Origin of the sequence: Halomonas sp. AOP30-A1-24 (assembly GCF_052378165.1) — a bacterium.
In the GTDB taxonomy this organism is placed as follows: Bacteria; Pseudomonadota; Gammaproteobacteria; order Pseudomonadales; family Halomonadaceae; genus Vreelandella; species Vreelandella citrativorans.
Genome location: NZ_JBQSXL010000004.1, coordinates 37,641 through 63,913 on the forward strand (window position 1 = coordinate 37,641; position 26,273 = coordinate 63,913).

At 54.4% G+C, this 26,273-nt stretch carries 28 protein-coding genes; 14 read left to right on the top strand and 14 right to left on the bottom strand.

Annotated features, from left to right (window positions below):
* Positions 1–33 precede the first annotated feature (33 nt).
* The 4 genes from pstB to ACT3TJ_RS03280 form a co-directional block, all read right to left on the bottom strand.
* Entirely contained in the window at positions 34–849 is an 816-nt protein-coding gene (pstB, locus tag ACT3TJ_RS03265; protein WP_192526819.1) for a phosphate ABC transporter ATP-binding protein PstB, read from the bottom strand.
* Entirely contained in the window at positions 843–2,252 is a 1,410-nt protein-coding gene (gene pstA, locus ACT3TJ_RS03270; protein ID WP_193056995.1) for a phosphate ABC transporter permease PstA, read from the bottom strand. Before pstA ends, pstB begins: the two co-directional genes overlap by 7 nt.
* On the bottom strand, positions 2,252–3,367 hold the full coding sequence (locus tag ACT3TJ_RS03275; RefSeq protein WP_193056994.1) for an ABC transporter permease subunit: 1,116 nt from the start codon (positions 3,365–3,367) through the stop codon (positions 2,252–2,254). The genes pstA and ACT3TJ_RS03275 overlap by 1 nt, the downstream gene beginning before the upstream one ends.
* Before the next feature lie 98 nt (positions 3,368–3,465).
* A complete protein-coding gene (locus ACT3TJ_RS03280; RefSeq protein ID WP_444665453.1) occupies positions 3,466–4,350 on the bottom strand; it encodes a PstS family phosphate ABC transporter substrate-binding protein in 885 nt (294 codons plus the stop codon).
* Between the two features lie 149 nt (positions 4,351–4,499).
* Between ACT3TJ_RS03280 and ACT3TJ_RS03285 the strand changes: the two genes are divergently transcribed.
* Positions 4,500–4,913, top strand: coding sequence for an acyl-CoA thioesterase (locus ACT3TJ_RS03285; protein WP_087110319.1), 414 nt, complete (start codon positions 4,500–4,502; stop codon positions 4,911–4,913).
* Between the two features lie 84 nt (positions 4,914–4,997).
* Here the strand turns inward: ACT3TJ_RS03285 and ACT3TJ_RS03290 are convergent, their stop codons facing one another.
* From ACT3TJ_RS03290 to hexR, 3 genes are all read right to left on the bottom strand, one after another.
* Entirely contained in the window at positions 4,998–6,086 is a 1,089-nt protein-coding gene (locus tag ACT3TJ_RS03290) for a TRAP transporter substrate-binding protein (RefSeq protein WP_193056993.1), read from the bottom strand.
* A 128-nt stretch (positions 6,087–6,214) separates the two neighbouring features.
* The gene (gene uvrD, locus ACT3TJ_RS03295; protein ID WP_193056992.1) at positions 6,215–8,413 is read right to left on the bottom strand and encodes a DNA helicase II; all 2,199 of its coding nucleotides are present in this window, start codon (positions 8,411–8,413) and stop codon (positions 6,215–6,217) included.
* A gap of 86 nt (positions 8,414–8,499) precedes the next feature.
* Positions 8,500–9,354, bottom strand: coding sequence for a transcriptional regulator HexR (hexR, locus tag ACT3TJ_RS03300; protein ID WP_172116806.1), 855 nt, complete (start codon positions 9,352–9,354; stop codon positions 8,500–8,502).
* 272 nt (positions 9,355–9,626) lie between these two features.
* Between hexR and ACT3TJ_RS03305 the strand changes: the two genes are divergently transcribed.
* Positions 9,627–9,845 carry a PA3496 family putative envelope integrity protein gene (locus ACT3TJ_RS03305; protein WP_087110325.1) on the top strand — a complete coding sequence of 73 codons (219 nt, stop codon included), beginning with the start codon at positions 9,627–9,629 and terminating at the stop codon, positions 9,843–9,845.
* 71 nt (positions 9,846–9,916) lie between these two features.
* Here the strand turns inward: ACT3TJ_RS03305 and ACT3TJ_RS03310 are convergent, their stop codons facing one another.
* From ACT3TJ_RS03310 to ACT3TJ_RS03320, 3 genes are all read right to left on the bottom strand, one after another.
* Positions 9,917–11,260, bottom strand: coding sequence for a sodium-dependent transporter (locus tag ACT3TJ_RS03310; RefSeq protein ID WP_441677723.1), 1,344 nt, complete (start codon positions 11,258–11,260; stop codon positions 9,917–9,919).
* A 152-nt stretch (positions 11,261–11,412) separates the two neighbouring features.
* Complete coding sequence (locus ACT3TJ_RS03315) at positions 11,413–12,267, bottom strand: DUF72 domain-containing protein (protein WP_444665454.1); 855 nt, start codon at positions 12,265–12,267, stop codon at positions 11,413–11,415.
* 74 nt (positions 12,268–12,341) lie between these two features.
* On the bottom strand, positions 12,342–13,136 hold the full coding sequence (locus ACT3TJ_RS03320) for an IclR family transcriptional regulator domain-containing protein (RefSeq protein ID WP_442352875.1): 795 nt from the start codon (positions 13,134–13,136) through the stop codon (positions 12,342–12,344).
* Positions 13,137–13,277: 141 nt separating this feature from the next.
* Here ACT3TJ_RS03320 and aroQ point away from each other — a divergent pair, with 141 nt between their 5' ends.
* From aroQ to ACT3TJ_RS03370, 10 genes are all read left to right on the top strand, one after another.
* The gene (aroQ, locus tag ACT3TJ_RS03325; protein ID WP_192526825.1) at positions 13,278–13,718 is read left to right on the top strand and encodes a type II 3-dehydroquinate dehydratase; all 441 of its coding nucleotides are present in this window, start codon (positions 13,278–13,280) and stop codon (positions 13,716–13,718) included.
* Between the two features lie 359 nt (positions 13,719–14,077).
* A complete protein-coding gene (locus ACT3TJ_RS03330) occupies positions 14,078–14,230 on the top strand; it encodes a hypothetical protein (protein WP_442352874.1) in 153 nt (50 codons plus the stop codon).
* Entirely contained in the window at positions 14,230–14,400 is a 171-nt protein-coding gene (locus tag ACT3TJ_RS03335) for a hypothetical protein (protein WP_444665455.1), read from the top strand. Before ACT3TJ_RS03330 ends, ACT3TJ_RS03335 begins: the two co-directional genes overlap by 1 nt.
* Positions 14,393–14,653 (top strand): hypothetical protein, encoded by a 261-nt coding sequence (locus ACT3TJ_RS03340; RefSeq protein WP_442352873.1) that lies wholly within the window; start codon positions 14,393–14,395, stop codon positions 14,651–14,653. The genes ACT3TJ_RS03335 and ACT3TJ_RS03340 overlap by 8 nt, the downstream gene beginning before the upstream one ends.
* A 199-nt stretch (positions 14,654–14,852) precedes the next feature.
* Entirely contained in the window at positions 14,853–15,686 is an 834-nt protein-coding gene (locus ACT3TJ_RS03345; protein WP_442352872.1) for a CoA transferase subunit A, read from the top strand.
* Positions 15,686–16,459 carry a CoA-transferase subunit beta gene (locus ACT3TJ_RS03350; protein WP_087110357.1) on the top strand — a complete coding sequence of 258 codons (774 nt, stop codon included), beginning with the start codon at positions 15,686–15,688 and terminating at the stop codon, positions 16,457–16,459. Before ACT3TJ_RS03345 ends, ACT3TJ_RS03350 begins: the two co-directional genes overlap by 1 nt.
* 10 nt (positions 16,460–16,469) lie before the next feature.
* On the top strand, positions 16,470–17,672 hold the full coding sequence (gene pcaF, locus ACT3TJ_RS03355) for a 3-oxoadipyl-CoA thiolase (RefSeq protein WP_442352871.1): 1,203 nt from the start codon (positions 16,470–16,472) through the stop codon (positions 17,670–17,672).
* Positions 17,673–17,683: 11 nt separating this feature from the next.
* Positions 17,684–18,529, top strand: a complete 846-nt coding sequence (locus tag ACT3TJ_RS03360; protein WP_442352870.1) for an alpha/beta fold hydrolase — start codon at positions 17,684–17,686, stop codon at positions 18,527–18,529.
* An 18-nt stretch (positions 18,530–18,547) separates the two neighbouring features.
* Positions 18,548–18,904 (top strand): hypothetical protein, encoded by a 357-nt coding sequence (locus tag ACT3TJ_RS03365; RefSeq protein WP_442352869.1) that lies wholly within the window; start codon positions 18,548–18,550, stop codon positions 18,902–18,904.
* A 40-nt stretch (positions 18,905–18,944) separates the two neighbouring features.
* Entirely contained in the window at positions 18,945–19,352 is a 408-nt protein-coding gene (locus ACT3TJ_RS03370) for a nuclear transport factor 2 family protein (protein ID WP_442352868.1), read from the top strand.
* 42 nt (positions 19,353–19,394) lie between these two features.
* Here ACT3TJ_RS03370 and ACT3TJ_RS03375 read toward each other — a convergent pair whose 3' ends face one another.
* The 3 genes from ACT3TJ_RS03375 to ACT3TJ_RS03385 are packed head-to-tail and all read right to left on the bottom strand — an operon-like array spanning position 19,395 to position 22,375.
* Positions 19,395–20,696 (bottom strand): amidohydrolase, encoded by a 1,302-nt coding sequence (locus ACT3TJ_RS03375; RefSeq protein ID WP_442352867.1) that lies wholly within the window; start codon positions 20,694–20,696, stop codon positions 19,395–19,397.
* A 16-nt stretch (positions 20,697–20,712) separates the two neighbouring features.
* Entirely contained in the window at positions 20,713–22,170 is a 1,458-nt protein-coding gene (locus tag ACT3TJ_RS03380) for a sodium:solute symporter family protein (protein ID WP_442352866.1), read from the bottom strand.
* Complete coding sequence (locus ACT3TJ_RS03385; protein ID WP_442352865.1) at positions 22,163–22,375, bottom strand: hypothetical protein; 213 nt, start codon at positions 22,373–22,375, stop codon at positions 22,163–22,165. The genes ACT3TJ_RS03380 and ACT3TJ_RS03385 overlap by 8 nt, the downstream gene beginning before the upstream one ends.
* A 196-nt stretch (positions 22,376–22,571) precedes the next feature.
* Between ACT3TJ_RS03385 and ACT3TJ_RS03390 the strand changes: the two genes are divergently transcribed.
* A complete protein-coding gene (locus ACT3TJ_RS03390; protein WP_442352864.1) occupies positions 22,572–23,462 on the top strand; it encodes a LysR family transcriptional regulator in 891 nt (296 codons plus the stop codon).
* Between the two features lie 22 nt (positions 23,463–23,484).
* Here ACT3TJ_RS03390 and ACT3TJ_RS03395 read toward each other — a convergent pair whose 3' ends face one another.
* Entirely contained in the window at positions 23,485–24,390 is a 906-nt protein-coding gene (locus tag ACT3TJ_RS03395; RefSeq protein ID WP_442352863.1) for a LysR family transcriptional regulator, read from the bottom strand.
* A 204-nt stretch (positions 24,391–24,594) separates the two neighbouring features.
* On the opposite strand from ACT3TJ_RS03395, the gene salA reads away from it, so the two are divergent.
* Complete coding sequence (gene salA / locus ACT3TJ_RS03400; RefSeq protein WP_442352862.1) at positions 24,595–25,881, top strand: salicylate 1-monooxygenase; 1,287 nt, start codon at positions 24,595–24,597, stop codon at positions 25,879–25,881.
* The last annotated feature ends 392 nt before the right edge of the window (positions 25,882–26,273 follow it).

Sequence of the window (26,273 nt, forward strand, 5' to 3'; positions counted from 1 at the left end):
GATGTTGGGTTAGTTAGGCCTGATGATTGACGACTACGTCATGCGGCCGGTGATGTAGTTCTCGGTGCGCTGTAAACGCGGATTAGTGAAGACCTGGTCGGTAGGGCCGTACTCAACCAGCTCTCCGTTGTGTAGAAAGGCCGTATAATCGGAGACCCGTGCGGCTTGCTGCATATTGTGGGTGACAAGGATAAGGGTTAGCTGTGATTTAAGGTTACGAATCAGCTCCTCAATCTTCAGCGTTGAAATGGGATCAAGCGCTGATGCCGGCTCATCCAGTAGTAGCACATCCGGTTGAACGGCTAGCGTTCGAGCGATGACCAAGCGCTGCTGCTGACCACCTGATAGCTGCCACGCTGAACGATGCAGGCGGTCTTTTACCTCATCCCATAGGGCTGCTGAGGTCAGCGCCCACTCGATAATGTCATCGCGTTGCCGCTTGGGTAGGCGATGCTGTAAACGCAAGCCAAAAGCGACATTTTCATAGATCGACATGGGAAACGGATTGGGCGTTTGAAACACCATGCCTACCCGGCGGCGTAGCTCGGTCACGTTCATCTGCGCAGCGTAAATATCCTGCCCTTCAAGCTGAATATGCCCACTGTGTTCCACGCTCTCGTTAAGGTCATGCAACCGGTTAATGGCACGTAGCAGTGTTGACTTGCCACAGCCTGAAGGCCCAATAAAGGCCGTTACCCGGTGGCGTGGCACACTCAACGTTAAATTACGCAACGCCGATTTCCCCGCATAGGCGAGGTTAAATTGGTCGATACTCAAGGCGCAGTGCTCGGATGAAAAGTGCGTCACCGGCGCCTGTGGGGCATTGGCTATATCTAATGACGCTAGCATTCGCTTCCTCGTTGGCGCCTAAAATAATGACGCAGAAATATGGCAGTTAGGTTAAGCACCAAAATAATAACCACTAAAAGAAGCGCCGTGGCGTAAACCAGAGGCATAGCGGCCTGTACATCCTCGCCATGAAAAGCAGTATCAAATAGATGATAGCCAAGATGCATAAATTTGCGCTCCAGATGCACATAAGGAAACTCACCGTCGACCGGCATTTGCGGAGCTAACTTGGCAACCCCCACCAGCATAAGCGGAGCTACTTCGCCTGCGGCGCGGGCGATAGCGAGAATAACGCCGGTTAGCATGGCAGGAGTAGCCATGGGTAGGACAATACGCGTTAGCATTTCCAGACGGGTGGCCCCCAGCGCTACTGCCCCCTCACGCTGAGCATCGGGGATGCGAGCAAGCCCTTCCTCGGTGGCCACAATCACGACAGGAAGCGTCAATAGCGCGAGCGTTAAAGAGGCCCATAAAAGACCGCCGGTGCCAAACGTTGGCGAAGGCAGTGTATCGCTAAAGAACCAGCTATCCAGCGTGCCGCCAATGCCGTAAACGAATACGCCAAGGCCGAACACGCCGTACACAATAGAAGGCACGCCCGCCAAGTTGCGTACGCCAATGCGTACTAACCGGGTAAGTCGGTTTTGATGGGCAATTTCATTAAGATAAATAGCGGCCAGTACGCCAAAGGGGGTGACGATTACGGACATTAAGATGACCATCAGCACCGTACCGAAAATAGCCGGCCATACGCCACCGCTGGTATTGGCCGCGCGTGGTCCCTCGCTTAAAAACTGCCAAACGTTAGTGCCCCAGGTGTGCGTTTTTTGCCACCAGGACATGGCGTTAGGTGCCAGTGCCTGGCTAACGCTGTCCAGAGGTTGGCGTAACGTCTCGCCCTGTGCCGTGACCAGCAGCAGTTGCCCGGGCGGGCGCTGATTAGCCGGTAGGGTAAGCGCGTTGTTTAAATAGTCCCACGCTTCGCGGCCATGCAACGATTGTTGAGCGGTTTCTACTGCGGCCAGACGACCAATAAAGCTGCCCCACGGAGCACGTTCCAGGCGGATCAGGTCGTGCGGTGTTGTACGTGAGGTAATATCGTCGATATCTACCCAGTGCCAGCTGACGCCGTCTACATCACGGTTACCTTTAAAATAGAGGCGCTCAACCCCTGCTTCCTGAGGCAGTGGCGTTTCGCGAATAGCTTGCCCTGCAACAACGCTACCCGAGCGTAGTGTTATTTCTTCAAGCGTGGCGGGCCAAAAATGGCCTAACCCACGAACAAGCAAGAGTGTAAGTAACGCGCTTAACATTAAAAGTGACAAGGCAACGCTAGCGGCGCATAGCCACGGCCATAATTTATCGAGCCGATGCTTGGAAGCGGAGGCGAATAGGCGGCTCATTAGTAATGCCCCACTTTATGGTAGCGGCGGCGCATACGTAAGCGCACCGCTTCGGCCAGGGTGTTTACTAAAAACGTAAATAGAAACAGTACCAGCGCCGCTAGAATCAGGTGATGATAGGTAAACCCGCCGGGGGAGGCTTCTGGGAGCTCAATCGCGATGGCAGCGGCCATTGATCGCATGCCTTCAAAGGGGCTGGCGCTCAGCAGAGCGGTGTTGCCACTGGCCATTAACACAATCATGGTTTCACCTACCGCACGACCCATGCCAATCATCACCGCAGAAAAGATACCCGGCCCCGCCGCTGGTAGCGCGACTTTCCATAGCGCCTGCCAGCGGCTGGCCCCGAGCGCTTGGGCGCCTTCCATCAGGGAGGGCGGGACGTCGGCAAGGGCATCTTCGGCAAGAGAGTAAATGCTGGGTATTACCGCAAACCCCATGGCGATACCTACAATCAGCGCATTGCGAGTGACGTAGTCCATGCCCCAGCGTTGTTCTAACCAGCGGCGCAGATCGCCGCCCAGAAAGAGTTGCTCCAGCAAGGGCGTCAACCACACCGCCAGTGCCACCATGCCGATAAGCCAGGGTACAAGCCATAGCCCGGCCCAGGAAAACGGCAGTCGCCGATGCCAGCGAGACGAGGCCATGTACCAGAGTACGCCCGCAAGCCCCGCGCTGATTGGTAGCCATACCAGCAGCACCAGCGTACTGGCCAGGTTTCGCTCCACCCATGGAGCAAGTACTAAACCGGCAATAAATCCCACTACCACGCCGGGCATTGCCTCCATCATCTCAAGAGTCGGCTTAATCCGGCTGCGCAAGCGTGCTGACATGAATAACGCCGAGTACATGGCGGCGCCCAAGGCGATAGGAAGCGCGAAGAGCATCGCCGCCAAGGCCGCTTTAAGCGTTCCCCATACCAATGGCGAGAGCTTATCGAAGGCAAAGGTCTTATCCAATGCCAACAGTGGCAGCGTTTCCCAAAATAAAAACACGCCAATCGCCAGAATCGCGAGCAGCACCGCGATGCCCCCCGCCGTAATAAGGCCGGTGGCGACACGATTTTTAAACTGGCGTAGCGGCTGATAAGAAGCAGGAACGCGAGGTGGGATCATATCAACATCATAGGGAAGGCATGGCCGTCGCGAAGATGGGTTGCATGGTGAGTTCTCCTTACTCTAAGACACTTTTATGACAATTGGATGATAGTGAGCTACCAGTGTTGCTGATTTGCGAGTTCATCATCGGGCAGCGGTACAAAACCCGCCGCACGGGCAATTTGCTGGCCTTCTTCCGATAAAATAAACGCTAAAAATGCCTGCTCGGCGGCGGGTAGTGACTCATCTGGCGGCAAATTAACGTAGAGGTAAAGATCGCGTGATAGCGGGTACTCGTTACGCTGAACAGCCTGCTCGCTGGGCGCGATTTCTTCCCCCTCCTCGGTAACAAAGCGCAGCGCATGTACCATCGGTGTCAGGTGATTATATCCGGCATATCCCATGGCGTTGGGCGACTCACCCACGGCCGCGACAACAGCAGAAGAGCCCGGGTGCTCGCTGATGTCGCGGCGGAATTGGCCATCACACAGCACCTCGTCCTGAAACAACCCATAGGTGCCCGATGCCAGGTTGCGCCCATGTAGGGCGATATTTCCATAGGGCCACTCGCGTGTGGCGGCCAATTCGCTCCAGCGTCTTATCGGCTTATCGGCGCCGCACGCTTGGCCGGTGGAGAAAATGGCATCGGCCTGTTGGCGCGTAATGGCCCGCAAGGGGTTATGACGATGAACGACCAGAATAAGCGCATCTCTGGCCACCTTAAGTTCTAGCGGTGGGTAACCGTAGCGATCGATAAACGCTTGTCGCTCTTGGTCATTCATGGGGCGTGACATGGGGCCAAGCCGTGCAGTGCCCGCCGTAAGCGCTGGCGGTACGCTGGCCGAGCCAGTAGCCTGAAACTGCACGTTAATCCCTGGATAGCGCACGGCTAGCGCCTCGCCCCAGCGCAATATGAGTCCGGCCATGGTGTCGGAGCCAATCGCACTCAGAGTGCCGCTAATCGGTTGTGGTTGCCCCCAGGCAGCTGATGCGAATAGCATTAGTACCGTGGTAAGCGTAAAACACAGGCGATTTTTCTTCCCTGACGACCAACCAATGCGCTTCAAACGTATGCCCTCGTATGATTAACTAATGCCTTATATTGCTATGCAGCAACCACACAACAATAACCCTATTAAGCGACCGACTTATGACACTTTTAGAAACCGACCTGGATGATGCTCCGGCCCCCCAAGGTCTGCTCACACTCAAATTACTGGCTTCTCGACAGGATACCAACCTTTACGGCGATATTTCGGGCGGGTGGCTGGTTAATCACATGGATCAGGCGGCAGAACTGGCAGCCGGTCGTGAGGCCGGCGGGCGTACTGCGACAGTGGCCATCGAATCGATGGATTTCTTAAGTCCTGTGCGCGTGGGTTCCATGGTGAGTGTTTACACTCATGTACAGGAAATTGGCCGCAGCTCTCTTAAGATCGATGTCGAAGTATGGGTGCGTATTCCTCATGGGCGGCGCCTTGAAGAGCGCCAAAAAGTCACTGAGGCGCGTTTCGTCATGGTCGCTCTGGACGATAATGGTCGTATCCGTGCCGTGCATGGTTAAGGCCTGCTGACCCTTCATCAGGTTGCACAATGGCTTGCAAAAAAAGGGCGCCTGGGCGCCCTTTTTATCAACCGTGGGTAGCGATTAACCGCCAACGGCATCACGACCTTTCAGGTAGGCATACTCGCCGATATCACTAAACGGGCGGATAAGGTTCTGGAAGTTAGCGTACGACTCATAAATGCGCCGTGAGTCTTCATCGCCCTCAACCTGGTTTTGGATCACGGTTTGCGAGGATTCGTAGAGTGCCTGAACAACATCGTCGGGGAATTCGCGTAGCTGAACGTTATGCTCATCAACCAGTGTCTCTAGCGCCTGCGCGTTGCGGTAAGCGAACTCCGTGTACATGGCCAGGTTGGACGCGCGTGCTGCTTCGCGAATAACGTCCTGCAGATCTTCTGGCAAGGCATTCCAGGCATCCAGATTGATCATCGTCTCGACGGTTGCGGTCGGCTCGTTCCACACCGTGGTGTAGTAGTAGTCGGCCACTTGATGCAGACCAAACGCCATATCGTTGTAAGGGCCTACCCAGTCGGCGGCATCCAGAACACCCGTTTGCATCGAGGTGAAAATCTCAGAGCCTGGCATATTCACGGTGCTGACACCGATGCCGTTCATGGCTTCACCGGCAAGTCCTGGCAAACGCAGTTTAAGGCCTTGCATGTCGTCCAGCGAGTTGATCTCTTTCTTGAACCAGCCCGCCATTTGAGGGCCGGTGTTGCCCACTGCGAACGGCTTAAGATTATGCTTGGCGTAAACCTCGTCCCACAGCTCCTGACCACCGCCGTGATACAGCCACGCATTCATCTCAGTCGTTGACATACCAAAGGGCACGGCGGTAAAGAACTGGGCAGCCGGGAGCTTGCCACGCCAGTAATAGGGCGTGGAGTGGCCCATCTCTGCCGTTCCAGCCGATACCGCATCAAACACTTCCAATGCAGGTACCAGCTCGCCTGCGCCGTGTACGCGGATTTTCATACGGCCGTTGGAAAGCTGCTCAACGCGGAGGGCGAAGTCGTTGGCGCCCGTGCCTAGCGCCGGGAAGTTCTTCGGCCAAGAGGTCACCATGTCCCAGGTATACGTTTCATCTGCATGCGCGGTCGCTACAAAGGGGGCGGCAGCGACACCGGCAGCACCTAAGCCAGCGGTTTTTAAGAATTGGCGGCGTTGCATGGCGGCTATAACTCCGAATAAATACGATTATTATTGCGTTACGCGTGAGCGTACGTGTCCGCTCGCCAGTATGCGCTAACCCGGTTTTATTGGGCAACCTGTTAAGACACTTCCCCTTAACATAGGCGTTACAGCGGGATTAGCTTGGCAAACCCCAGCACTAGCCACTTAACGCCCTCGCCTTCAAAGCTCACTTGTACTCTGGCGCGTGCGCCTTCGCCTTCGGCATTAAGAATAATGCCTTCACCGAAGACGGCGTGGCCAACACGTTGGCCCACATGCAGGGCAGGTAAATCGCCATCGCTTTCAACACGCTGCTGCGCAAAACTGGTGCGGCCGGCGGTTACCGGGCGTGAGATATGGCCGCGCAGGCGAACCTCTTCTAGCAGGTGCGGCGGTAATTCACGCAAGAAGCGCGAGGGACGCGGAAACACCTCTTTGCCGTGTAAGCGGCGAGTTTCTGCGTGGGTCAGGTAGAGTTTCTGCATAGCACGGGTAACGCCCACGTAGCAGAGCCTGCGCTCCTCTTCCAAACGCCCCGGCTCTTCGAGCGACATTTTATGCGGGAACAGACCCTCCTCCACACCGGCAATAAATACCACCGGAAACTCGAGGCCTTTGGCAGAGTGAAGCGTCATTAACTGTACGCTATCTTCAAACTCTTCAGCTTCATGGTCGCCTGCGTTAAGCGCCGCCTCGGAAAGAAATGCCTCCAGAGCGGCCATGCCTTCGCCCGCCTCGGGCGTTTCAAACGCATCACCCTGGGTAAAGGCTCGGGCAGCAGTGACCAGTTCTTCGAGGTTTTCGACCCGCGCCTGGCCTTTCTCTCCGCGCTCACTCTTATGGTGCTCAATCAGGCCCGTGTGCTCGGTGACGTGATCGATAATTTCGTAAAGGGTTAAGCCTGCCGCGTCGTTATCCAACTGCTCTATCAGGTTGGCAAACGTCTGTACCGCGTTGGCCGCACGGCCCTTTAACGTACCGTCCTGAAGGGCATCATGCAGTGCCTGCCAAAGTGAAATACTCTGTTCGCGCGCGCGCAGGCGCAGAATTTCCACGGTACGCGTGCCAATGCCGCGGGTCGGTACGTTGATCACACGCTCAAGCGAGGCGTCGTCATCGCGATTGAGCAGTAAGCGTAAATAGGCGAGGGCGTTCTTGATTTCCAGACGCTCGTAGAAGCGGTGGCCTCCGTAAATACGGTAAGGCATGCCTTGACGAATCAGCGTCTCTTCCAGCAGTCGCGACTGAGCATTGGAGCGGTAGAGAATCGCAATATCACGGCGGTTAACGCCTTCATCGACCTTCTCTTTGATAGTGTCGACGATATAACGTGCCTCCTCCAGGTCGTTAAACCCGGCGTAGACAGAAATAGGCTCGCCCTCGATACCATCGGTCCACAGGTTCTTGCCCAGCCGGTCACTGTTGTGACTGATCAGCGCATTGGCAGCATCCAGAATGGCACTGGTTGAACGGTAGTTCTGCTCAAGGCGCACCGTCTGCGTTTGTGGGAATTCCTCCTCAAACCGGCGAATATTCTCGACCTTGGCGCCGCGCCAGCCATAAATGGATTGGTCATCATCGCCCACTGCGGTCATGGGGGTTTGCATGCCGCTCAGCAGCTTTAGCCAGGCATACTGCAAGGTGTTGGTGTCCTGAAACTCATCCACCAATATGTGCCCAAAGCGCTCACGATAATGATTCAAAAGCGCCGGGTTATCCCGCAGAAGCTCAAGACTTCTAAGCAGTAGTTCTCCGAAATCCACCAGCCCGCCGCGTTCACAGGTTAATTGATAGCGCTCGTAAAGCTCTACCATTTGCGCCATGTAGGCATCGCCATCAACGTTCACCTGATGCGGGCGTAAGCCCTCTTCCTTGCAGCTTGAGATGAATCCCTGAACCTGACGCGGCGGAAAGCGCTCATCGTCAATGGCGTAATCCTTGAGCAGCCGCTTCACCAGCCGGAGCTGATCATCGGAGTCAATGATCTGGAAGTTTTGCGGTAGCCGAGCGTCTTGCCAATGGGTTCGAAGCAAGCGGTGAGCAATAGAGTGGAACGTGCCTACCCAAACATGGCGCAAGGAGATTCCCTGCAGGGCTTCAAGACGCGTGCGCATCTCGCGGGCAGCCTTGTTGGTAAAGGTGACTGCCAGTAGCGCATAGGGCGACAGGCCCTCTGCCTGCATCAGCCAGGCAATTCGGTGAACAAGTACCCGAGTTTTACCGGAGCCTGCACCGGCCAGCACGAGAAGATTACCCTGAGGAGCGCTGACTGCCTCACGCTGGGCTGTGTTGAGCTGATCGAGTATCGCCGTGACGTCGTCCATAAAAGCCGCTGCCGGATCGAAAAGGGGCGGGTAGTTTAGCACAGCAGGTGAACTGTCTGTGCATACAGGCGTTAGCGTACGACGATTTAGTTGTCTTCAGGGTAGCGCAGGGTATTCAGGCTTTTCTTCACCGATTTAAGCTGCTCAGCCAGCTTGGGGCCGCGGGTTTTGGCAACGCCCACGGCGAGCACATCAATCAACACCAGGTGGGCGATGCGAGAGCTGAGCGGCGTGTAGATCTCGGTATCTTCGTGAACATCAATATACAGTGGCAGGCTGACCTCTTCTGCCAAGGGGGAACCGCTGGGGCACAGGCCAATCACTGTAGCGCCCGCTTCACGGGCCAGGCGCACGCTGGCGACCAATGCTTTGGTCCGGCCCGTTTGAGAAATAGCCACCACCACATCACCCTCTTTAAGGGTCACCGCCGACATGTTCTGCATGTGCGGGTCCGCATAGGCCGATGTAGATATCTGTAAACGGAAAAATTTGTGCTGTGCATCAAACGCGACAGCGCCTGAGGCGCCAAAGCCGTAAAACTCCACCCGATTGGCCATCGTCAGCGCATTAACCGCTTGGCCCAGTGCGTCGTTATCGAGCCGGTCACGTACCGAAAGCAGGGTGCCGACCGTGGAGTCAAAAATACTGTGTGAGAACTCAGCAACGGAGTCACTATCGTTCATTGAGAACTGCGCGAATTGGCTGCCAGACGCCAGCATTTGCGCTAACTGCAGTTTAAAATCCTGAAAGCCATTGCAGCCCAGGGCGCGACAGAAGCGCACCACGGTAGGCTCGCTAACGTTGGCTTCGGTGGCGAGGTCAACGATCCGCATGTGGATAACCTCGTCAGGATTACGCAGTACAAAGCGTGCCACTTTTTGTTCGGAGCGGCGAAAGTGCTCCATGCGGCGTCTCATCTCATCGAACAGGGCGCGACTCACGTTCAGCTCCTCGATTATCCAGTGCGCGCGTTTTGCACTGCGCGCTTTGCTGTATTTGTCAGCATTTGCCACAGTATGCCTGAGTGATGGCATAAAAGGGCAGCGAAACGATGTTTAGGCGTTCGTTTAAAAGGCGTTAACGCATTTCGCCAGGTTTCGTCATCATACTGTCAAGTAAGGTATAGTAAGAAGTGAAGTGTCGCACTGCATCATTCAACAGTCGCCACAGATGCAGGTGGACGAAGACATATTCACCTAGAGGCACGTCGATCATGAAAAACGTCGAACGAATTACCTCGGTCAAAAGCGAGTTGCTGGATATTTTTATGGGCATGGAAGTGGATGAGCATGCTCAGCGCCAGCGTAGCGCCGCACAACGCAATTTACGGGCTCGCCGAGGGATTGAACTGCATCGGGAGTTTCAGAAGTTATACCGGGATATCGCCCCCCTGCCAGACGATGACGAACGGCAAGAGAGCGAGTTGCACTAACGGCATGTAGCTCGGTGTTTAAGCAGTACCCACATGGTGCTGCCCTGCCAAGCGGCAGGGCGTAGGCATCGCTAGATCAAGCCGGTCAGGAATACGATAATCACACCGAGTGGCGCCACGTACTTGGCGAGTAGATTCCACAAGGTGAAATCGTAGATATCTAACCGCAGCTCCTTGCGCGCTTCTTCTTTGTCCAAACAGAGCGAGAAGAAGATAATCGCGCCCAGACCCGTCAGCGGCAGCAAAATCTTGCTGGTGAAGGTGTCGAGGAAGTCAAAAATGTTGAGGCCGAATAACAGTACCTCGGACCACACATTAAATGACAGCAGCGCCGCCACACCGAGTACCCACACCGCAATACCGCTCGCCAGTGTCGATCCTACCCGGCTCAAGGGCGTGCGCTCTTCGATTGTCTCAACGACCGGTTCCAGCAGCGAGATAGCCGACGTAATGGCGGCAAACGTCAGCAGCAGGAAGAACATCAAACCGAGAATAGTGCCGCCCGCCATGTTGCCAAAGGCCAGAGGTAGCGTTACGAAGATGAGTCCTGGGCCTTCGCCTGCGCTTAGCCCGTTGGCGAACACAATGGGGAAAATCGCAAGACCTGCAAGCAGGGCAATGACCGTATCCAGGATGATAACGGTACGCGCTGTGCTAATCAGGTTGACGTCTTCGCCCAGATAAGAGCCATACGCCATCATGATGCCCATACCCAATGATAGGGTGAAGAAGGCTTGGCCCATCGCCGCTAGTACGACACCACCGTCGAGTGCACCCCAGTCAGGGCTGAACATGAACGCAAGTGCTTCACCGAAGGAGCCGCTTGTTACGCCATAGCCGACCAGAATCAAAAGAAGCACGACCAGCGCAGGCATCAGAAGTCGTGAAGCGGCTTCAAGCCCCTTGGTCACACCACGCGCCACGATACCAATGACCAGCACCATGAACGCGGTGTGCCAAAGTAGAAGCGTTGTAGGGCTGCCCAGCAGGTCGCCAAAAATAGCCCCGACGGCATCAGCATCCTGACCGTTAAACGTCCCGATCACCGACCCCAGCGTGTAATTGAGTGACCAGCCGCCGATAACACTATAAAAAGATAGAATTAAAAAGGCCGCCAGAACGCCACTAATACCGATAGTTGCCCAAGCCCTGGAGCGTCCGTGACGCGTGGCAAGGTCGGACATGGTGTTAATCGGGTTTTTCTGGCCCCGGCGACCAATCATCCATTCCGCTACCAGAATGGGCAGGCCAACCAGCGTTACGCATGCAAGATAGACCAGAACAAAAGCAGCGCCGCCGCTTTCACCGGTCATATATGAGAAGCGCCAGATATTCCCTAAGCCTACCGCTGAACCGGCAGCTGCAAGCACAAAGCCCATACGCGATGACCATTGTGCATGTGCAAGTTTTGCCATACATCACCTACTGTTGGTTGAATTGTAATAAGCCGCTATGCGCCCCATTTACGCATGTTCGAAAAGCACAGACGGCTCTGCGCTTTTCAAAGAGTATGCGCAATTTATCCGATCAAGAGGCCCCGTGCCAGTTAGGTTAAATTAATATTAGCTTAAAACAACAGGTTTTGTGCCTCACCTGGAAAGTCGCTAAGCGGGGGTAGGTCGGCAAGTTCGCCAAGCGCATTGTATAGCTGGCGTGCCATCTCGGGAGACTCGTGATTATCAGCAGTATGCACAAATAAGAAAGGGGTTTTCCCCTGACTTATCCACAGGTGGAGGCGGGCTTTCCAAGGGGCGAAGTAGTGCGTATTAATCGTTTTGTCAATATGGCCAATAAAGCGAATGACCGGAAAATTACCTGTGGAAAGCACGTGTAACGGGAGTTTCGGCTTTTCCTGCTGAGCGTGCGCAAGTCCCGCGTGGCCCTCGGCAGGGGTTGAAAAGACAGGGCGTACATCCAGCATTACACGGTTGGCACAATAAGTTATCAACAATTGGTTAAGCGCTTTTTCAGCTGCGCCTTTGTGGAAAAAAACAGGATGACGAACTTCAACCGCGCATGGTAAGTGAGCGGGCCAGGCAGCCAGTAAGGCCTCTAGCTTTGGTAGCTCATCCGCCCCGAAATCTCGCGGTAGTTGGACCATGGTAGGGCCGAGACGATCATGCAGTGGTTCAAGTGCGGCTAAAAAGGACCAGACATCATCCAAATGGGTAAGCCGCTGGTCATGGGTGATACTGGCAGGTAATTTAAAACAGAAGCGAAAATGAGCAGGCGCCTGGCGAGCCCAAGCGGCAACGGTCTCTGCTTTTGGCGCACCGCTATAAAAGGTCGTATTACCTTCCACGCTGGAGAATACGCTGGCATAGTCGCTGAGCAGATCTGTCTTGGCGTGGCGGGCATACAGGCTGCCTTGCCAATCCTGGTTGGCCCACATGGGGAGGCCTAGGTAGAGGGGGAGGGTCATGGGGCATTCATCATCATGAGTTCTTCAGCGAAGCGTGGCTTATCATTCAATCCCTTCCATCATCACTCCTTCGTTCACGTCGTAATAGACGCGCGTATCTGAGCCGCTTTTTCGTGTAGAAGCGGCAAGTACTCTACCAGTAGTGTATCCATATCAATGCGCGCTGCGTTCGTGCTGATGTTGATTGCCCCAAGCAGTTGGCCGGATGCATTAAACGCAGGTACTGCCAATGAGCGCAGGCCCGAGTCCAGTTCCTGGTCAGCGATGGCATAGCCCTGTTCGCGCACCATTTCAATCCGCTTTTTAAGTGCGCCCTTGTCGATAATGGTTTTATCGGTGTAGCGCTTCAGCGCGATACGCTCAAGGTAGCTTTCCAGCGCCTGCTCAGAGAGCTGGGCAAGCAATACGTGACCCATTGAGGTGTGAGCCGCCGGCAGACGTGTACCCACGGAAAGGGAGATCGCCATCAAGCGGTGGGGGGCGGCCGAGCGTGCGATATAGATAACATCGTCACCTTCAAGCTGGCCAAGCGATGAGGACTCACCAGTTTGCGCGGTAATATCTTCCAAGTACTGCTGGATAACGCTACGATAATTGTTCGCAGAAAGAAATGAATAGCCTAGCTGTAAGACCTTGGGCGCCAGCTCGAAATAGCGCTGATGTTTGCGAACATAGCCCAAGGCATGCAGTGTCAGTAGAAAGCGGCGCGCCTTGGCGCGGTTCATGTCGGTTCGCGCGGCGACCTCACTTAACGTCATGCGCGAATGCGTATCGTCAAACGCCAAGATTACATCCAGGCCACTGGCAAGCGCTGAAACAAAGTCACGGCTATCAGGTGTGAGAGTGTCTTCTTGTAAAGAGTCTTTCATAACGAATAATTCACCGCTTGGACGCATTTTCAAAATTCCAATGTAACACGTTGTTCGAATGGCGAACAATTATTCGCTTAGTCTTTGCCACGGCGCATGTGCGCCTTACATTTGCTTTACTCGCCATTAGGAAAGCTACTTATGGGCCAACAAAAAGTAACGGTACTGCACGGGCCGAACCTCAACCTTTTAGGCACCCGGCAGCCCGAAATCTATGGTCATGAAACTCTGGATGACGTGAATAAACAACTGCGCGAGACGGCAGTGTTAGCAGGGTGGGAAATCAACTGTTTTCAAAGCAACCATGAAGGCGCACTGATTGATGCAATACACGCCGCCCGGCAGGACGGCAGCCAAGCGATAATTATCAACCCGGCAGCCTATACGCACACATCGGTTGCCATACTCGATGCGCTAAACGCGTTCGAAGGCACCGTCATCGAAGTGCATATCTCCAATGTGCACAAACGCGAGAGTTTTCGTCACCATTCCTACGTGTCGCTGCGCGCCGACGGGGTGATCGCCGGGCTTGGGATCCATGGGTATCAGGCGGCTCTTGAAGCGATCATAAAGGCTCGCTAGGTGTTGTTTAAAGCGCAACAAGAAATCTATTAAACATTCACGCGGGTTATCAGGCTTGCTGTAGGAAAAATGCCTCTCTAATCACAAAAAGAACCATATCTGACCGCATCTTGGCGTTACGCCAGCGATACAGTTTACTTTTTTGCAACTGAAAATATCGGCCTCTTTCGCTTGGTCATAACTGAGAGTATTCATCATGGCCGCTTCCTGCCAAAGTCAAGACGCATTCAATGGCGAGTCAAAGCGGCTGCTGAATGACGGTTGAAAAAGATCCTTCGTTCTTTAGCGCATAGTTCGAATGGCGGACGTGTCGAGTTCAGGAAGCCAGTGGCACGGTGCCCAAAGGCACGAGTCAGCAGATGCAGTTGGAAAATGTCTCTTTCAATATCGCTGAAATGGCTGAGGGCATCGCCAGCGGCGGTAACGTCGCCATCCCTTTCGTCAAGCAAAGCCGGGCGCTTCTCACTAACGATCTCAAGCGTTACTGGCACCAAGGAGCGACGCTGCGTTGATGCTGTTGCTCAAGCCGCGGCTGGCCGCGCTGGATAGCCTGTTGTTGCGCTGCCGCGCGGCAGCGATAAATCTCATGAACACGCACAGCCATACGCCCATGATCGGACGCACCCTCATGCAGCGGGCGCTGCCGAGAAACTGGCGGCTACTGGGGGGGCATCATGGCTGAGCCGGTAGCACGCCTATTGACCCCGACACTAGGCGCAGATCATGCCAAAACAGTAAGTGCTGCGGCAGCGGAAACCTCGCGTCGCGAATCCCGGGATTATGCCGACGTGTTGATGGATGTACTGGCTGAGCACCCTGAGACAAACGGAATTATTGATAACGAATCGCTGTGCAAAGCTTGCGATCCGGCTTTATACCTTGGTAGTAGTGTGGCTCAGGTGAAGCGTGCCCAGAAATGGTTGGATTCGAAATAATATCATTTAAAAACAAATGTTTATTTTATTTCATGAAATAGACAGGTGTCGTAATGGGGCGTTAGGCATGCGTGGTGGGGTTTGACCCCATTCACGTTCGGCAGTAACTTGTTCGTATAGAGGATTCATGTTCGCTTTGCGAACAATGTGTTAATCGCCACCAGCAAGTATGCCAACGACCCGCTAAGAGGCACCCATAATGGCCGAGTTTCTCAGCTTACATGACGCGGTAGCACGCTACGTTCAAGACGGCGCTACCGTGGCCATGGAAGGCTTTACCCATCTCATCCCGTTTGCTGCAGGTCACGAAGTGATCCGTCAGCAAAAGCGTGACCTGACGCTGATCCGCATGACTCCCGACATCATCTACGATCAGCTAATCGGCGCTGGTTGCGCCAAAAAGGTGATTTTCTCCTGGGGCGGCAACCCAGGCGTTGGCTCATTACACCGCCTACGTGATGCGGTTGAGAAAGGCTGGCCGCACAAGGTTGAGATTCTTGAGCACAGTCACGCGGCCATGGCCTGCGCCTTTGAAGCGGGGGCTGCGGGTTTGCCGATGGCTGTTTTCCGCGGTTACATCGGCAGCGAACTGCCCAGCGTGAACGATCAGATCAAATTCATCGAGTGCCCGTTTACTGGTGAGCGCTTAGCCGCCGTGCCTTCGGTACGCCCGGATGTGTCCATCGTTCACGCTCAGCGTGCGGACCGCCAGGGCAACGTGCTGGTGGAAGGAATTGTCGGCGTACAGAAGGAAGCCATACTCGCCGCCACACACAGCATCGTCACGGTCGAAGAGATCGTCGATGACTTGAAGGCGCATCCCAATGCCTGCGTGATTCCAGGTTGGGCGATCAGTGCCATTGCGGTGGCCGAGAAAGGCGCGCTGCCCTCTTACACTCACGGCTATTACGGTCGCAGTAACCGTTTCTACAAGGAGTGGGACGCCATCGCTCGCGATCGTGACACTTTTACTCAGTGGCTCGATGAGAACGTCTTTAAGGGTGTTCAAAATCATGCAGGGGAGAACGTCTGATGAGTCTGGAATATACCTCTTCTGAAATGATGACCGTCACGGCGGCACGCGCGCTGGAAAACGGCACCACCTGCTTTGTGGGAATCGGCCTGCCTTCTGAAGCTGCCAACCTGGCGCGCCTTACCCATGCGCCAGACGTAGTCTTGATTTACGAATCCGGCACGCTGCAAACCAAGCCGGACATTCTGCCGCTCTCCATCGGCGACGGCGAGCTGTGCGAATCAGCACTCACCACCGTGGCTGTACCGGAAATGTTCCGTTACTGGCTACAGGGCGGCAAAGTGAACGTGGGTTTTTTGGGTACCGCACAAATTGACCGTTTTGCTAACCTCAACACCACGCTGATTGGCGATTACAAAGCACCTAAAGTACGCCTGCCGGGCGGCGGTGGGGCGCCGGAAATTGCCACCAACGCGGGTGAGGTATTTATTACCCTGAAGCACTCCAAACGGGCGTTTGTAAAAGATGTCGATTTTGTTACCACGCTAGGCTTTGGCCGTGACGGCAAAGGGCGCGATAACGTGCCTAATATCGGTAAAGGCCCTACCCGGGTGATCACCGATTTATGCGTAATGAAGCCCGACCCCGACACCAAAGAGCTTGTCGTGGTATCGCTTCACCCCGGTGTTAATCGCGAGGACGTGATGGAGGCGACCGGCTGGGAGATACGTTTTGCCGACCAGCTTGAGAGCACTCCTGAGCCCAGTGAGAAAGAACTTGAGATCCTGCGCGAGCTGAAAGCCCGCACCGAACGCGCTCACACGGGTGAATAAGGAGTCGGTTATGACAAACGTTTATTTATGTCACCCACGACGTACCGCCGTAGGCCGGTTTGGCGGCACGCTGGCAAGTGTGCGCCCGGATGATTTCGCCGCCACGATCTTCAAGGCCGTACTGGCCGACGCGCCGGATCTTGATCCTGCCGCGATCGAAGAAGTGTTTATGGGTTGCGCCAACCAGGCTGGTGAGGATAACCGCAACGTCGCGCGCATGTCGTCGCTCTTGGCAGGCATCCCCACCTCGGTCCCCGGCACCACCATGAACCGCTTATGCGGCTCCGGAATGGACGCGGTAGGTACAGCGTTTCGGGCGATTAAAGCCGGTGAGATGGAGCTGGCGCTGGCCGGCGGCGTGGAATCCATGTCGCGCGCGCCTTACGTGATGGGCAAAGCCGACAGCGCCTTCGCCCGCGGGCAAAAAATCGAAGACACCACCATCGGCTGGCGGTTTATCAATCCGCTAATGAAGAAAGCCTACGGGGTGGACTCCATGCCCGAAACGGCGGAGAACGTCGCCGAGCAGTTCAAGATTTCCCGGGAAGATCAGGACGCTTTTGCATTGCGCTCCCAGCAGAAAGCGGCCGCCGCCCAAAAGGCTGGGCGTTTTGCTCAAGAGATTACCGCCATCGAGATTCCTCGCCGTAAGCAGGAGCCGTTGGTATTTGATACCGATGAGCATCTGCGGGAAACCACGCTGGAGAAACTCGCGGCCTTGCCGACGCCCTTCCGTGATGGCGGTAGCGTCACAGCAGGCAACGCCTCCGGCGTCAACGACGGCGCGGCTGCCATGCTAGTGGCAAGCGAATCCGCAGTTAAGCAGTACGGCTTGACACCGATGGCAAAAATCATCGGGATGGCAACGGCTGGCGTTGAACCGCGCATCATGGGCTATGGCCCGGTACCGGCAGTACAGAAACTGCTTAAGCGCACCGGTATCTCGCTAGATGAGATTGATGTATTTGAATTTAACGAAGCCTTTGCTGCTCAGGCGCTGGCTTGCATGCGTGACCTTGGCCTGGACGATGATGACCCTCGGGTAAACCCTAACGGTGGAGCGATTGCTTTAGGTCACCCGCTGGGCATGTCCGGCGCACGGTTGCTGCTCACCGCCGCCCATGAGCTGCAAAACAGCGGCAAGCGCTACGCGCTATGCACCATGTGTGTGGGTGTTGGCCAAGGCATCGCCACACTGATCGAACGCGTTTAACGGAGGTCGCCATGGCATTTCATACCATCAATGGCCGCAGCGTGGCCTATCGGCTGCTCGGCATAGAAGCTAACCCCTTGGTAGTGCTGGCGCACCCCTTGGGCATGAGCCAGGCCGTGTGGGATGACATCATCCCGGTACTCTTGCCACGCTATCGCGTGCTGACTTGGGACCTGCCTGGTCACGGGGCTAGTCAGGCGGTCAGTGGCGCACAGGTTACGCCCGCGGATCTGGCCGCCGAGGCCTTGGCGCTGGCAGAGCTTTCAGGCGCTGCGCGCTTTCACTTTGTCGGTACTTCCATTGGTGGTGTCATCGGTCAACAGCTGATCGCTGAGCACAGCGACCGTTTGCTCTCTGCCACGCTCACCAATACCGGCGCGGTTATCGGCAACTCAGAGCTCTGGAACACTCGCGCGGGTCGCGTGCGTCAGGAAGGTCTCGCGGCGATGTCACAAGAGATTGTGCCGCGCTGGTTTGCGCCCACGGCCTTTGAAGCAAGCCCCGCGCTGAAAGCGGGCTGGTGCATTCAGATGGGCCGCGGCGACGATGAATCCTACGCTCAGCTGTGTGAAATGCTCGGCCGCGAGACGTTTACCGGCAAGCTCTCCAACAAGAACGTCAAGGTGCAGCTACTTGGCGGCAGTGAAGATCTGGCCACGCCGCCGGCGACACTGGAAGCCTTGTCTGCCGAGCTTGACGGCGCATCGCTTAAGATCTTTGACGGCGTAGGTCATGTGCCTTCAGTAGAAGCGCCTCAGCTAATCGCCGAGAAGCTGCTTGGCGTACTGGCAACTGATCTGGGCGACGTGGCGAACCACGGCGAGACTTGCGTCACTGGCTTGGAAACTCGCCAGTAGGTGCAGTGCAAGGAGTATATGGCGCGTTCAACCGCTAACGCCAACAGCTTGAATACACCCTTTCAGCAGACGATTAAGCGCTTGGCGTGGGTGAGCTTTGCATTGTTAACGGTTCTCACCGTCGACACTAGACCCGCTCAAATCGTTTTCGGGCTAATGTTTGCCAGCTGGTTCATCACCATGCGGGTCAGTAACACGGCTACGGCGGTTATTAGGGCGCCTATCGGCGTCTCTATTATTGCGTTAGTAAACTCCCTGGGAAAATACGCTGGCCCTTCCAATGCGGCGTTGGTCGACCGTACGGTTGTGCTATGCGCCCAGTACCAGCGCCCAATAGCTAGCTGGCAACAGGCCCGCGAGATGCCAAGGCTATAAAAGTTATAAAAAACGCTAAATTATTTGCAGGAGTTCAAACATGAATAACGCTACTACAGTAGGTAATGCCTTCGAGATTGATGTAATTAAACACGTCGTGCAGCTATATGTTGATGGCTTTCAAGGCGGTATGGAAAAATTGCAGGAGGCCTTTCATAAGGATGCGTGGATATTTGCTGTGGATGCTGAAGGCATTCTAGCGACTGATTTGGTCAGCGCTCGTTTTGAACGCTGGGCAAATAGCTACCGAAAGGTCACAAGCCGTTTTATTGCAGTCACCCAAGCCGGGGACGTGGCCAGCGTGCTACTGGGTTTTGATAACAGCGACAATCTTGCAGACTCTTGGGTCGATGTTATTGCCCTGGTGAAGATCGACGGTACTTGGAAGATTACCAATAAAACGGCTGCCCACAGCACCCGCGCGGCGTGGGCCAAGCCAAAACCTTAACGGCTGTGCTGGTAGACCGTGGCCGTTAAGGTTGCAGTGACACTAGGCTAAATAGGCGAGAGCGCCGGTTGCCATTGCCTCAATACCGGTTCGCAACGTCACGTCATTACCCGGAAAGTAGTAAGGTGAATGAGGCATTTCAAGGTGGCGCATTTTCTGCGACACGCTCGTTCCTAAGGTTTTTGCCCAGCGATCAGCGGGCGTGGCGCCAATAAACCAATAGACGTAGGGGATATCTTTGCCACCAAAACCGCTGGCTTCGGCGTTGCCAAGCAGCGGGAAATCCTCGCTGGCATTAAGGCGTGGCATGGCGAAAAGGTTGGCATCGCCAAAATATTCAGTGTGGGCATGGCGAACATGCTCTACCGCCATCGGATCGTTGTGCAGAGCGATAGTCTCGTTGAGTATTCGGAATTCTGGCAGTTTGGGCGAGCGGCCCGCTTCGCATTCTGCGCGGATAATACGCTTAATAGATGCCACTACTTGGCTATGCAGCACATCATCAAAGCTACGGATATTAATCTCAAGTTCGGCGGAGTGGGGGATAATATTAGCTTGGGTGCCCGCGTGGAGCTTTCCTACGGTGACCACCACGGTTTCTTCCGGTGGTACTTCCCGGGAAACGATGCTCTGTAGCCGGGTGACCACATGCGCTGCGATCACGACCGGATCTACCGTTTGTGCAGGCATAGACCCGTGGCCCCCAGCGCCATGAATAGTCACCGCCAAATTAGTACATGCGGCCATGGCGCTGCCAGAAATATGCCCAACACTTCCTGCTAATGCTGGCATATTGTGTTGACCTAAAATGATGTCTGGGCGTGGGAAGCGTTCGTAGAGGCCATCATTTAACATCGCTTTGGCACCGCCAAAAATCTCTTCTGCAGGCTGACAGATGAGCATCAACGTGCCGGACCAGTGTTTTTTTAGCGCTGCCATCACAGCAGCTGTTCCTACAATACAGCTGCTGTGTAGGTCATGCCCGCAAGCGTGCATCAGTGGTATTTCATTACCATCTGACGTAGTAGTGGTTTCGTTACTGGCAAAATCGAGTCCAGTCTCTTCCTTGATGGGGAGGGCATCCATATCGCCACGCAGCATGACCGTACGGCCGCTTCCGTTATGCATTAGAGCGACGACGCCCGTGCCGCCTACGCCGCGTGTTACTTCATAGTCGAGGCTTTCCAAAGCGTCGGCGAGACGCGCACTGGTTTTATACTCCTGGAAGGGAAGCTCTGGCATTCGATGCAACTCGCGATATAGCGTTTGGATATCTACGAACGTTGCCTCGGCCTGTTTGCTGATAGCATCTTTTAAATTGAAACATTCTGTTTGGGTAGCCATGTATTTCTCCAGGCATTCAATGGGGAGATGTTGACGTAGGGGCCGCAAGGGTGGGGTTAACCAACCACTGCCAGACAGCCACAGTGCCGACGTTGATCAGCATCGCCCAGATGCCAGCGTGCCAGCCAAGTGGAGAGTTCCAGGCGAATTCCATCAGCAAGTAGGCCAGGCTGCCGAATAGGGCGCCCGCCATGACGCTAGCGCGGCGTAGGCGTGGCATAAACAGCGCGCCAATGACCATCGGGAAGAGTTGAACAATTAAGCCATAGGCACCGAGTAGGAGTAGTACCAGCGACGAGGGGTTGGCCAGTGCAAACAGGTAGGCGATCAATGACAAGCCGAGCACGCTCCCGCGTGTTGCGCTGATGATCGCCTTCTCGTTTGCCCCTTTCATCATGGTGGGGCCAACCACATCACGCACCAACACTACGGCAGCGGTATGAGCTAGATTAGCGCCTGTAGACATGGCAGCGGCCAGCGCGCCAGAAAGCATCAAGCCGACCACCCAGGGTGAGAAGTTGGCCGCGTCCATTACCATGCGCAGGAGCACCGTATCGGAGCGTTCTAAAGGAGAGTCGGAGAAGGTCAAAATGCCCGCAAAACCGATAAACAATAGCGGCACCAACAGATAGGCGTAAAGCGGGTAAAAGACGCTAACCTTACGCAGCGTCTTACCGCTGTCCGCCGAATAGAACTTCATAAACAGATGCGGCCACATGGCACCGCCGAAAGCACTGACCAGCACCGCAGTACTGAAATAGCCCCAGTTCATACCAGTGGCCCCAGGCATGGTCAGGTATTCAGGCATGGTTAACTGGATCTGGTGGAACATTTCGCCCACGCCGCCGTAGAGGCGCTCAGAGATGGAGAGGCCCAGGAACCAAGCGATGACTATCATCATGATTCCTTGGAGTAGGTTGGTCCACCCGATGCCGTTCAGACCACTACAGAAGACGTAGGCGGCAACTACCAGGAAGGCTAGCAATGCCCCCAGCCAGAAGGGAATCAGGCCATCAGTAGCCGCCTGAAACAACAGGCCTGCACCGGCAATCTGAATCGTAAGATAGGGTACTAGCGCTAGCACACCGATCACGCCAGCCAGCATACCCAGCGTTTTGCTTTGGTAGTGATCGGCAATCATGTCGCCTTGGGTGAGATAGCCCCGTTCTCGGCCTAGCTTGGCCACTCGTGGCCCCATGGCCCAAATGGTGATGGGCATCAGCGACAGGTAAGCGAGAATATAGAAGGCTGGTGCACCATGCTGATAGCTCCAGCCCGGCGCGCCCAAGAAGGCAAAGGCGGAGAATATTTCAGCGCCGAGGATGAAGAACAAAATCACCACGCCAACATGGCGTCCACCTGCTACATAGCCCTCTAGACTTGAATTTTTCTGACCGCGAGCGCGGAGTCCCACCCATAGCACCAGAGCGAGATAGGTCAGGGTGATGCCGACGACAATGATTGAATCATTCATGGCGATCACCTCCGTGGCGAATCACAAAGGCTACCCACATGCCGACAAATAGAATCAGCATCCAGAGGATGTACCAGAAAAATAGAAAGGGCAGTCCGAGTACGGTGGGTTCGATACGATTGGCGATCAGTGCGCCGGGCCAGATCATTGCCAGGGTGCACACCGCAAAGTGCAGCCCTGTTAGAAAGTGGTATGTCTTGTTCATCGGGTTTCCTGCTCGTCATAGCGAGTCTTGTTATGGATTGTTTATTCACTATGAAACAAGCATTGGGATATCAAAAATATATCTTTTAGATGTTAGATATATCATTTAGGTATGGGTGGGCGGTATGGTTTAAAGTGTTGGTAACTAAGCTGCTTTTACTTGTGGTTCACGGGCGTATACGAGGTGTTGTCAAACCATGGAGTTTCGTCAACTGGAGTATTTTATTGCCGTGGTGGAGAGCGGATCGATTTCTGGGGCTAGCCGCAAGGTACACGTTGCACAGCCTGCGTTGACACGGCAGATGCGCCTGTTAGAAGAACAGGTTGGTACACCACTTCTGGATCGCCACGCTCGCGGGATCCGATTGACAGTGGCGGGGCGTGCGCTTTACGACGATGCTACACGCATGTTAGACGAGCGTGCGAATATCAAGGCGCGCTTGTTAGCACTGGGCAGTGGGCAAACAGGAAAACTTAGCCTTGGTATAACCGTGACGCATTTGTGGGTAACCGAAGTGGCTAAACTCATGGGCGACTATCGTAGCCGCTATCCCCATGTGGCGCTGGATGTCTTGCCATTGCTTTCCGGCCCTCAGTTAGAAAAGCTGCAACAGGGTAGTCTTGATGTCGGTATTATCTATCACGATGAGCATGCTCCGTCGGGCATCGACGCACGTCTACTTCAGCAAGATCACCTAATACTCGCCGTACCCACCTCTTCGTCTTGGGCACGATTGCCTCCGACAAAACTTGCGGACCTTGCTGAGGCTGAGTTTGTATGGGGGTACCGCAGTATTTCTCCGGTCTATTATGATCGTGTGATCATGCACTTTGCACGGCTAAACTTTGAGCCTCGCGTGGTGCAGTATGGCGCGGATAACATTACCATCCTCAGTATGGTCTCGGCAGGATTGGGGATAGCGATTGTCCCGGCTGCCAGTCGCTGCCATCCCATGCCAGGCATCCGTTTTATTGAGCTAGAAGAGTTAACAACCTGTGATATGCCACTTTGGCTGGCGTGGCGAAGGAGCAGCGCATCTCCCGTGCTTGATAATTTCATCCAAATGGCAGGAGATATATTTGGATGAATTTGGCGCTTTTTCGTTGTAATTACTCGGAAAACATCGTGAACATCAGCCCACGCAACCACCGACTGCCAGGGTCCTGGTGAAAGCGGCGGTGCCAGAAAAGGTTGATCGGGATCTCGGGAAACGCCAACGGGTGCTCTCGAATCGTTAGCCCAAAACGCTCGCAGGTAGCTTCGGCCAATTTATCGGTCACCGTGACGATTAGGTCGCTGTTGCTGATGATATAAGGAACGGCGGCAAAATGCGGCAACGTTAACCTGACGGGGCGCGTGATTTTGGCACGTGCCAGCTGCTCTTCTACGATGCCGTGGCCGGTACCTTGTGCCACTATCACGGCGTGAGAAGCGGTGCGAAAACGCTCCACATCAAACTCGCCGGTGGCCAACGGGTGGCCCTGGCGCATCAGGCACACATAGCGCTGCCCAAATAGCCGCTGTTGATAAAAACCAGCTCCAAGCTGTGGAATAAGGCCAACGGATAGGTCGATCTGACCCGCCTCCATCTCCTGTTTCAGGTCGCTATTGCGGCTGCGCACGGTTGTCAGTGACACGCCCGGCGCTGCTTTTGAAAGATGCTCAAGCAAGCGCGGCAGAAAGACGATCTCGCCAATATCAGTCATGTTGATATTAAAGGTGCGCTCGCTCACCGCGGGATGGAAAACCTCGTTTATGTTCAAGGTATCGTTCACTCTTGCGAGTGCATCGGCGATGCCGGGATGCAACTGACTGGCGCGCGGCGTTGGCTGAAGCCCTTGAGAAGTGCGCTCGAAGAGCTCGTCCAGCAGTAAAAGCCTTAAACGCTTAAGCGCATGACTCACGGCAGGTTGGGTAATACCTAAACGTAGAGCGACCCGTTGGGTGTTCTGTTCCTGGTACAAAAGATCAAAAACAACCAGTAGGTTAAGGTCGATATCCGTAAGTTTTACCATCCCTCGATGCCTCGTCATTTGTTCGACATTGGTCTATTGAATTTAAATGAACTGATTCCAACTCATTGTTTCGTAATGTTATTAGCACCGCTTATAGTTCGAATGAAGAGGGCTGTGTGGTGGCTGCTGTTTCATCCGGATAGCGTTAGGGCAAGAGCATAAAGCTCAACATGATAACGATAAATCTCTGACCGGAGTGACAATATGCAAGCCACACAGGTGCAACAAAAACGTCTTTCTATTGGTATTATCGGTGGTGGCATCGGTGGCGTGGCCTTTGCGGTTGCGTTATCCCGCGATAGCCAGCTTGATGTTCAGCTTTTTGAATCAGCCCCCCAGTTCTCTGAGATTGGTGCTGGAGTTTCCTTTGGCCCTAATGCTGTGAAAGCTATTCAACGGCTGGGATTGGAAGCCTCTTATCAACGTATTGCCGATTCTTCACCCGCGCCCTTTGAAGATGTGTGGTTTGAATGGCGGCGTGGCAGTGATGACACTTATTTAACTGCCAGCTTAGCACCAGGCGTTGGTCAATCCTCGGTGCACCGTGCTGATTTTCTGGATGCCATTGTTGCCAACCTTCCAGACGGCATCGCTCACTTCGGCAAGCGCTGTATCGAGGTGCAGCAGGATGCCAAGAGTGCAACGGCTTACTTCAGTGACGGTACGCACTTCACCGGCGACGTGATTATAGGCTTTGACGGGATTAAATCAGCAGTGCGTCAGCACGTTTTACCCCCAGAGCAGTACGGCGAGATTACGCCGCTTTGGAGTGGTACTTACGCCTACCGTGGCATGATCCCGACAAGTGAACTAGAGACTACCTTAGAGGCTCACGGCAGCAAGAAGCGTTTAGCACTAGTACCTCAAATGTATCTTGGTAAAGATCGTCACATCTTGACGTTCCCAGTTAAACAGTCGCAATTGGTTAATGTTGTCGCCTTTATTACTGATCGTTCGACAACAAATCCCAAGCTACCCGAAGGTGAAGAGTGGGTACAAGCCGTAACTCACAAAGAAATGCTGGGGGTGTTTAAAGATTGGGGTCCTGCTTGCCAGGCTATCCTGGAATGTATTCCAGAACCAATGCGGTGGGCATTACATGAGTTACCTGAGTTAACCCGTTACCATCGGGATCGCGTGTTAATCGTTGGCGACGCTGCTCATGCGCTAGTGCCGCACCAAGGGGCTGGAGCCGGCCTGGCACTTGAAGATGCTTATGTGCTAGCCAGCCTGCTGACAGATGCTAGTTGTGATCGCCATAATGTGAGTGATGTGCTGTCTGCCTTTGAGCAAGTGCGCTATGACCGCACCTGCAAGGCACAGCGAACATCCCATGAAGCCGGGGATATCTACGAATATGCCGGTGTTGGTAGTAGCGCCGATGAAACCAGGCTGATCGAAAATCTGGAAACCCGTTTCGAGTGGCTTTGGGACCATGACCCCTATGATGATGTGGTGGCAGCAAGACATAAATTAGCCTTAGCTCCCTAACGTTACTACCAAGTAAGCCGTGAAATGACGCTGATTCGGCAGTAGCGGCTTATTCTTTTGTCGCAAAAGATTCATAACTCAGTGTACTTTGAAGAAAGAAGGTTACCGCTACAAGCCACAGTAAGGCATAGGTTTTCAAGTTCGTAGATACCTTATATAGCAAGTAGCAGGAGCTGCTTGTGCAAGAAAACAGCTATTTCCCGTACGCTACGCCATCCAATTCTTGGGAATGAGTTGCTTAGTTGTCGGGTGTTTTCTCAAGTAATTGATAATTAACAAAAAACAATGGATTCCGACAGGCTTTGGCAGTGACGAGAGTGAATCAATAATGGCGTCGGAATGCTAAAACTGCCGAGCTAATTACTCCCTGGTAATACCTCCTTGGTATGGCA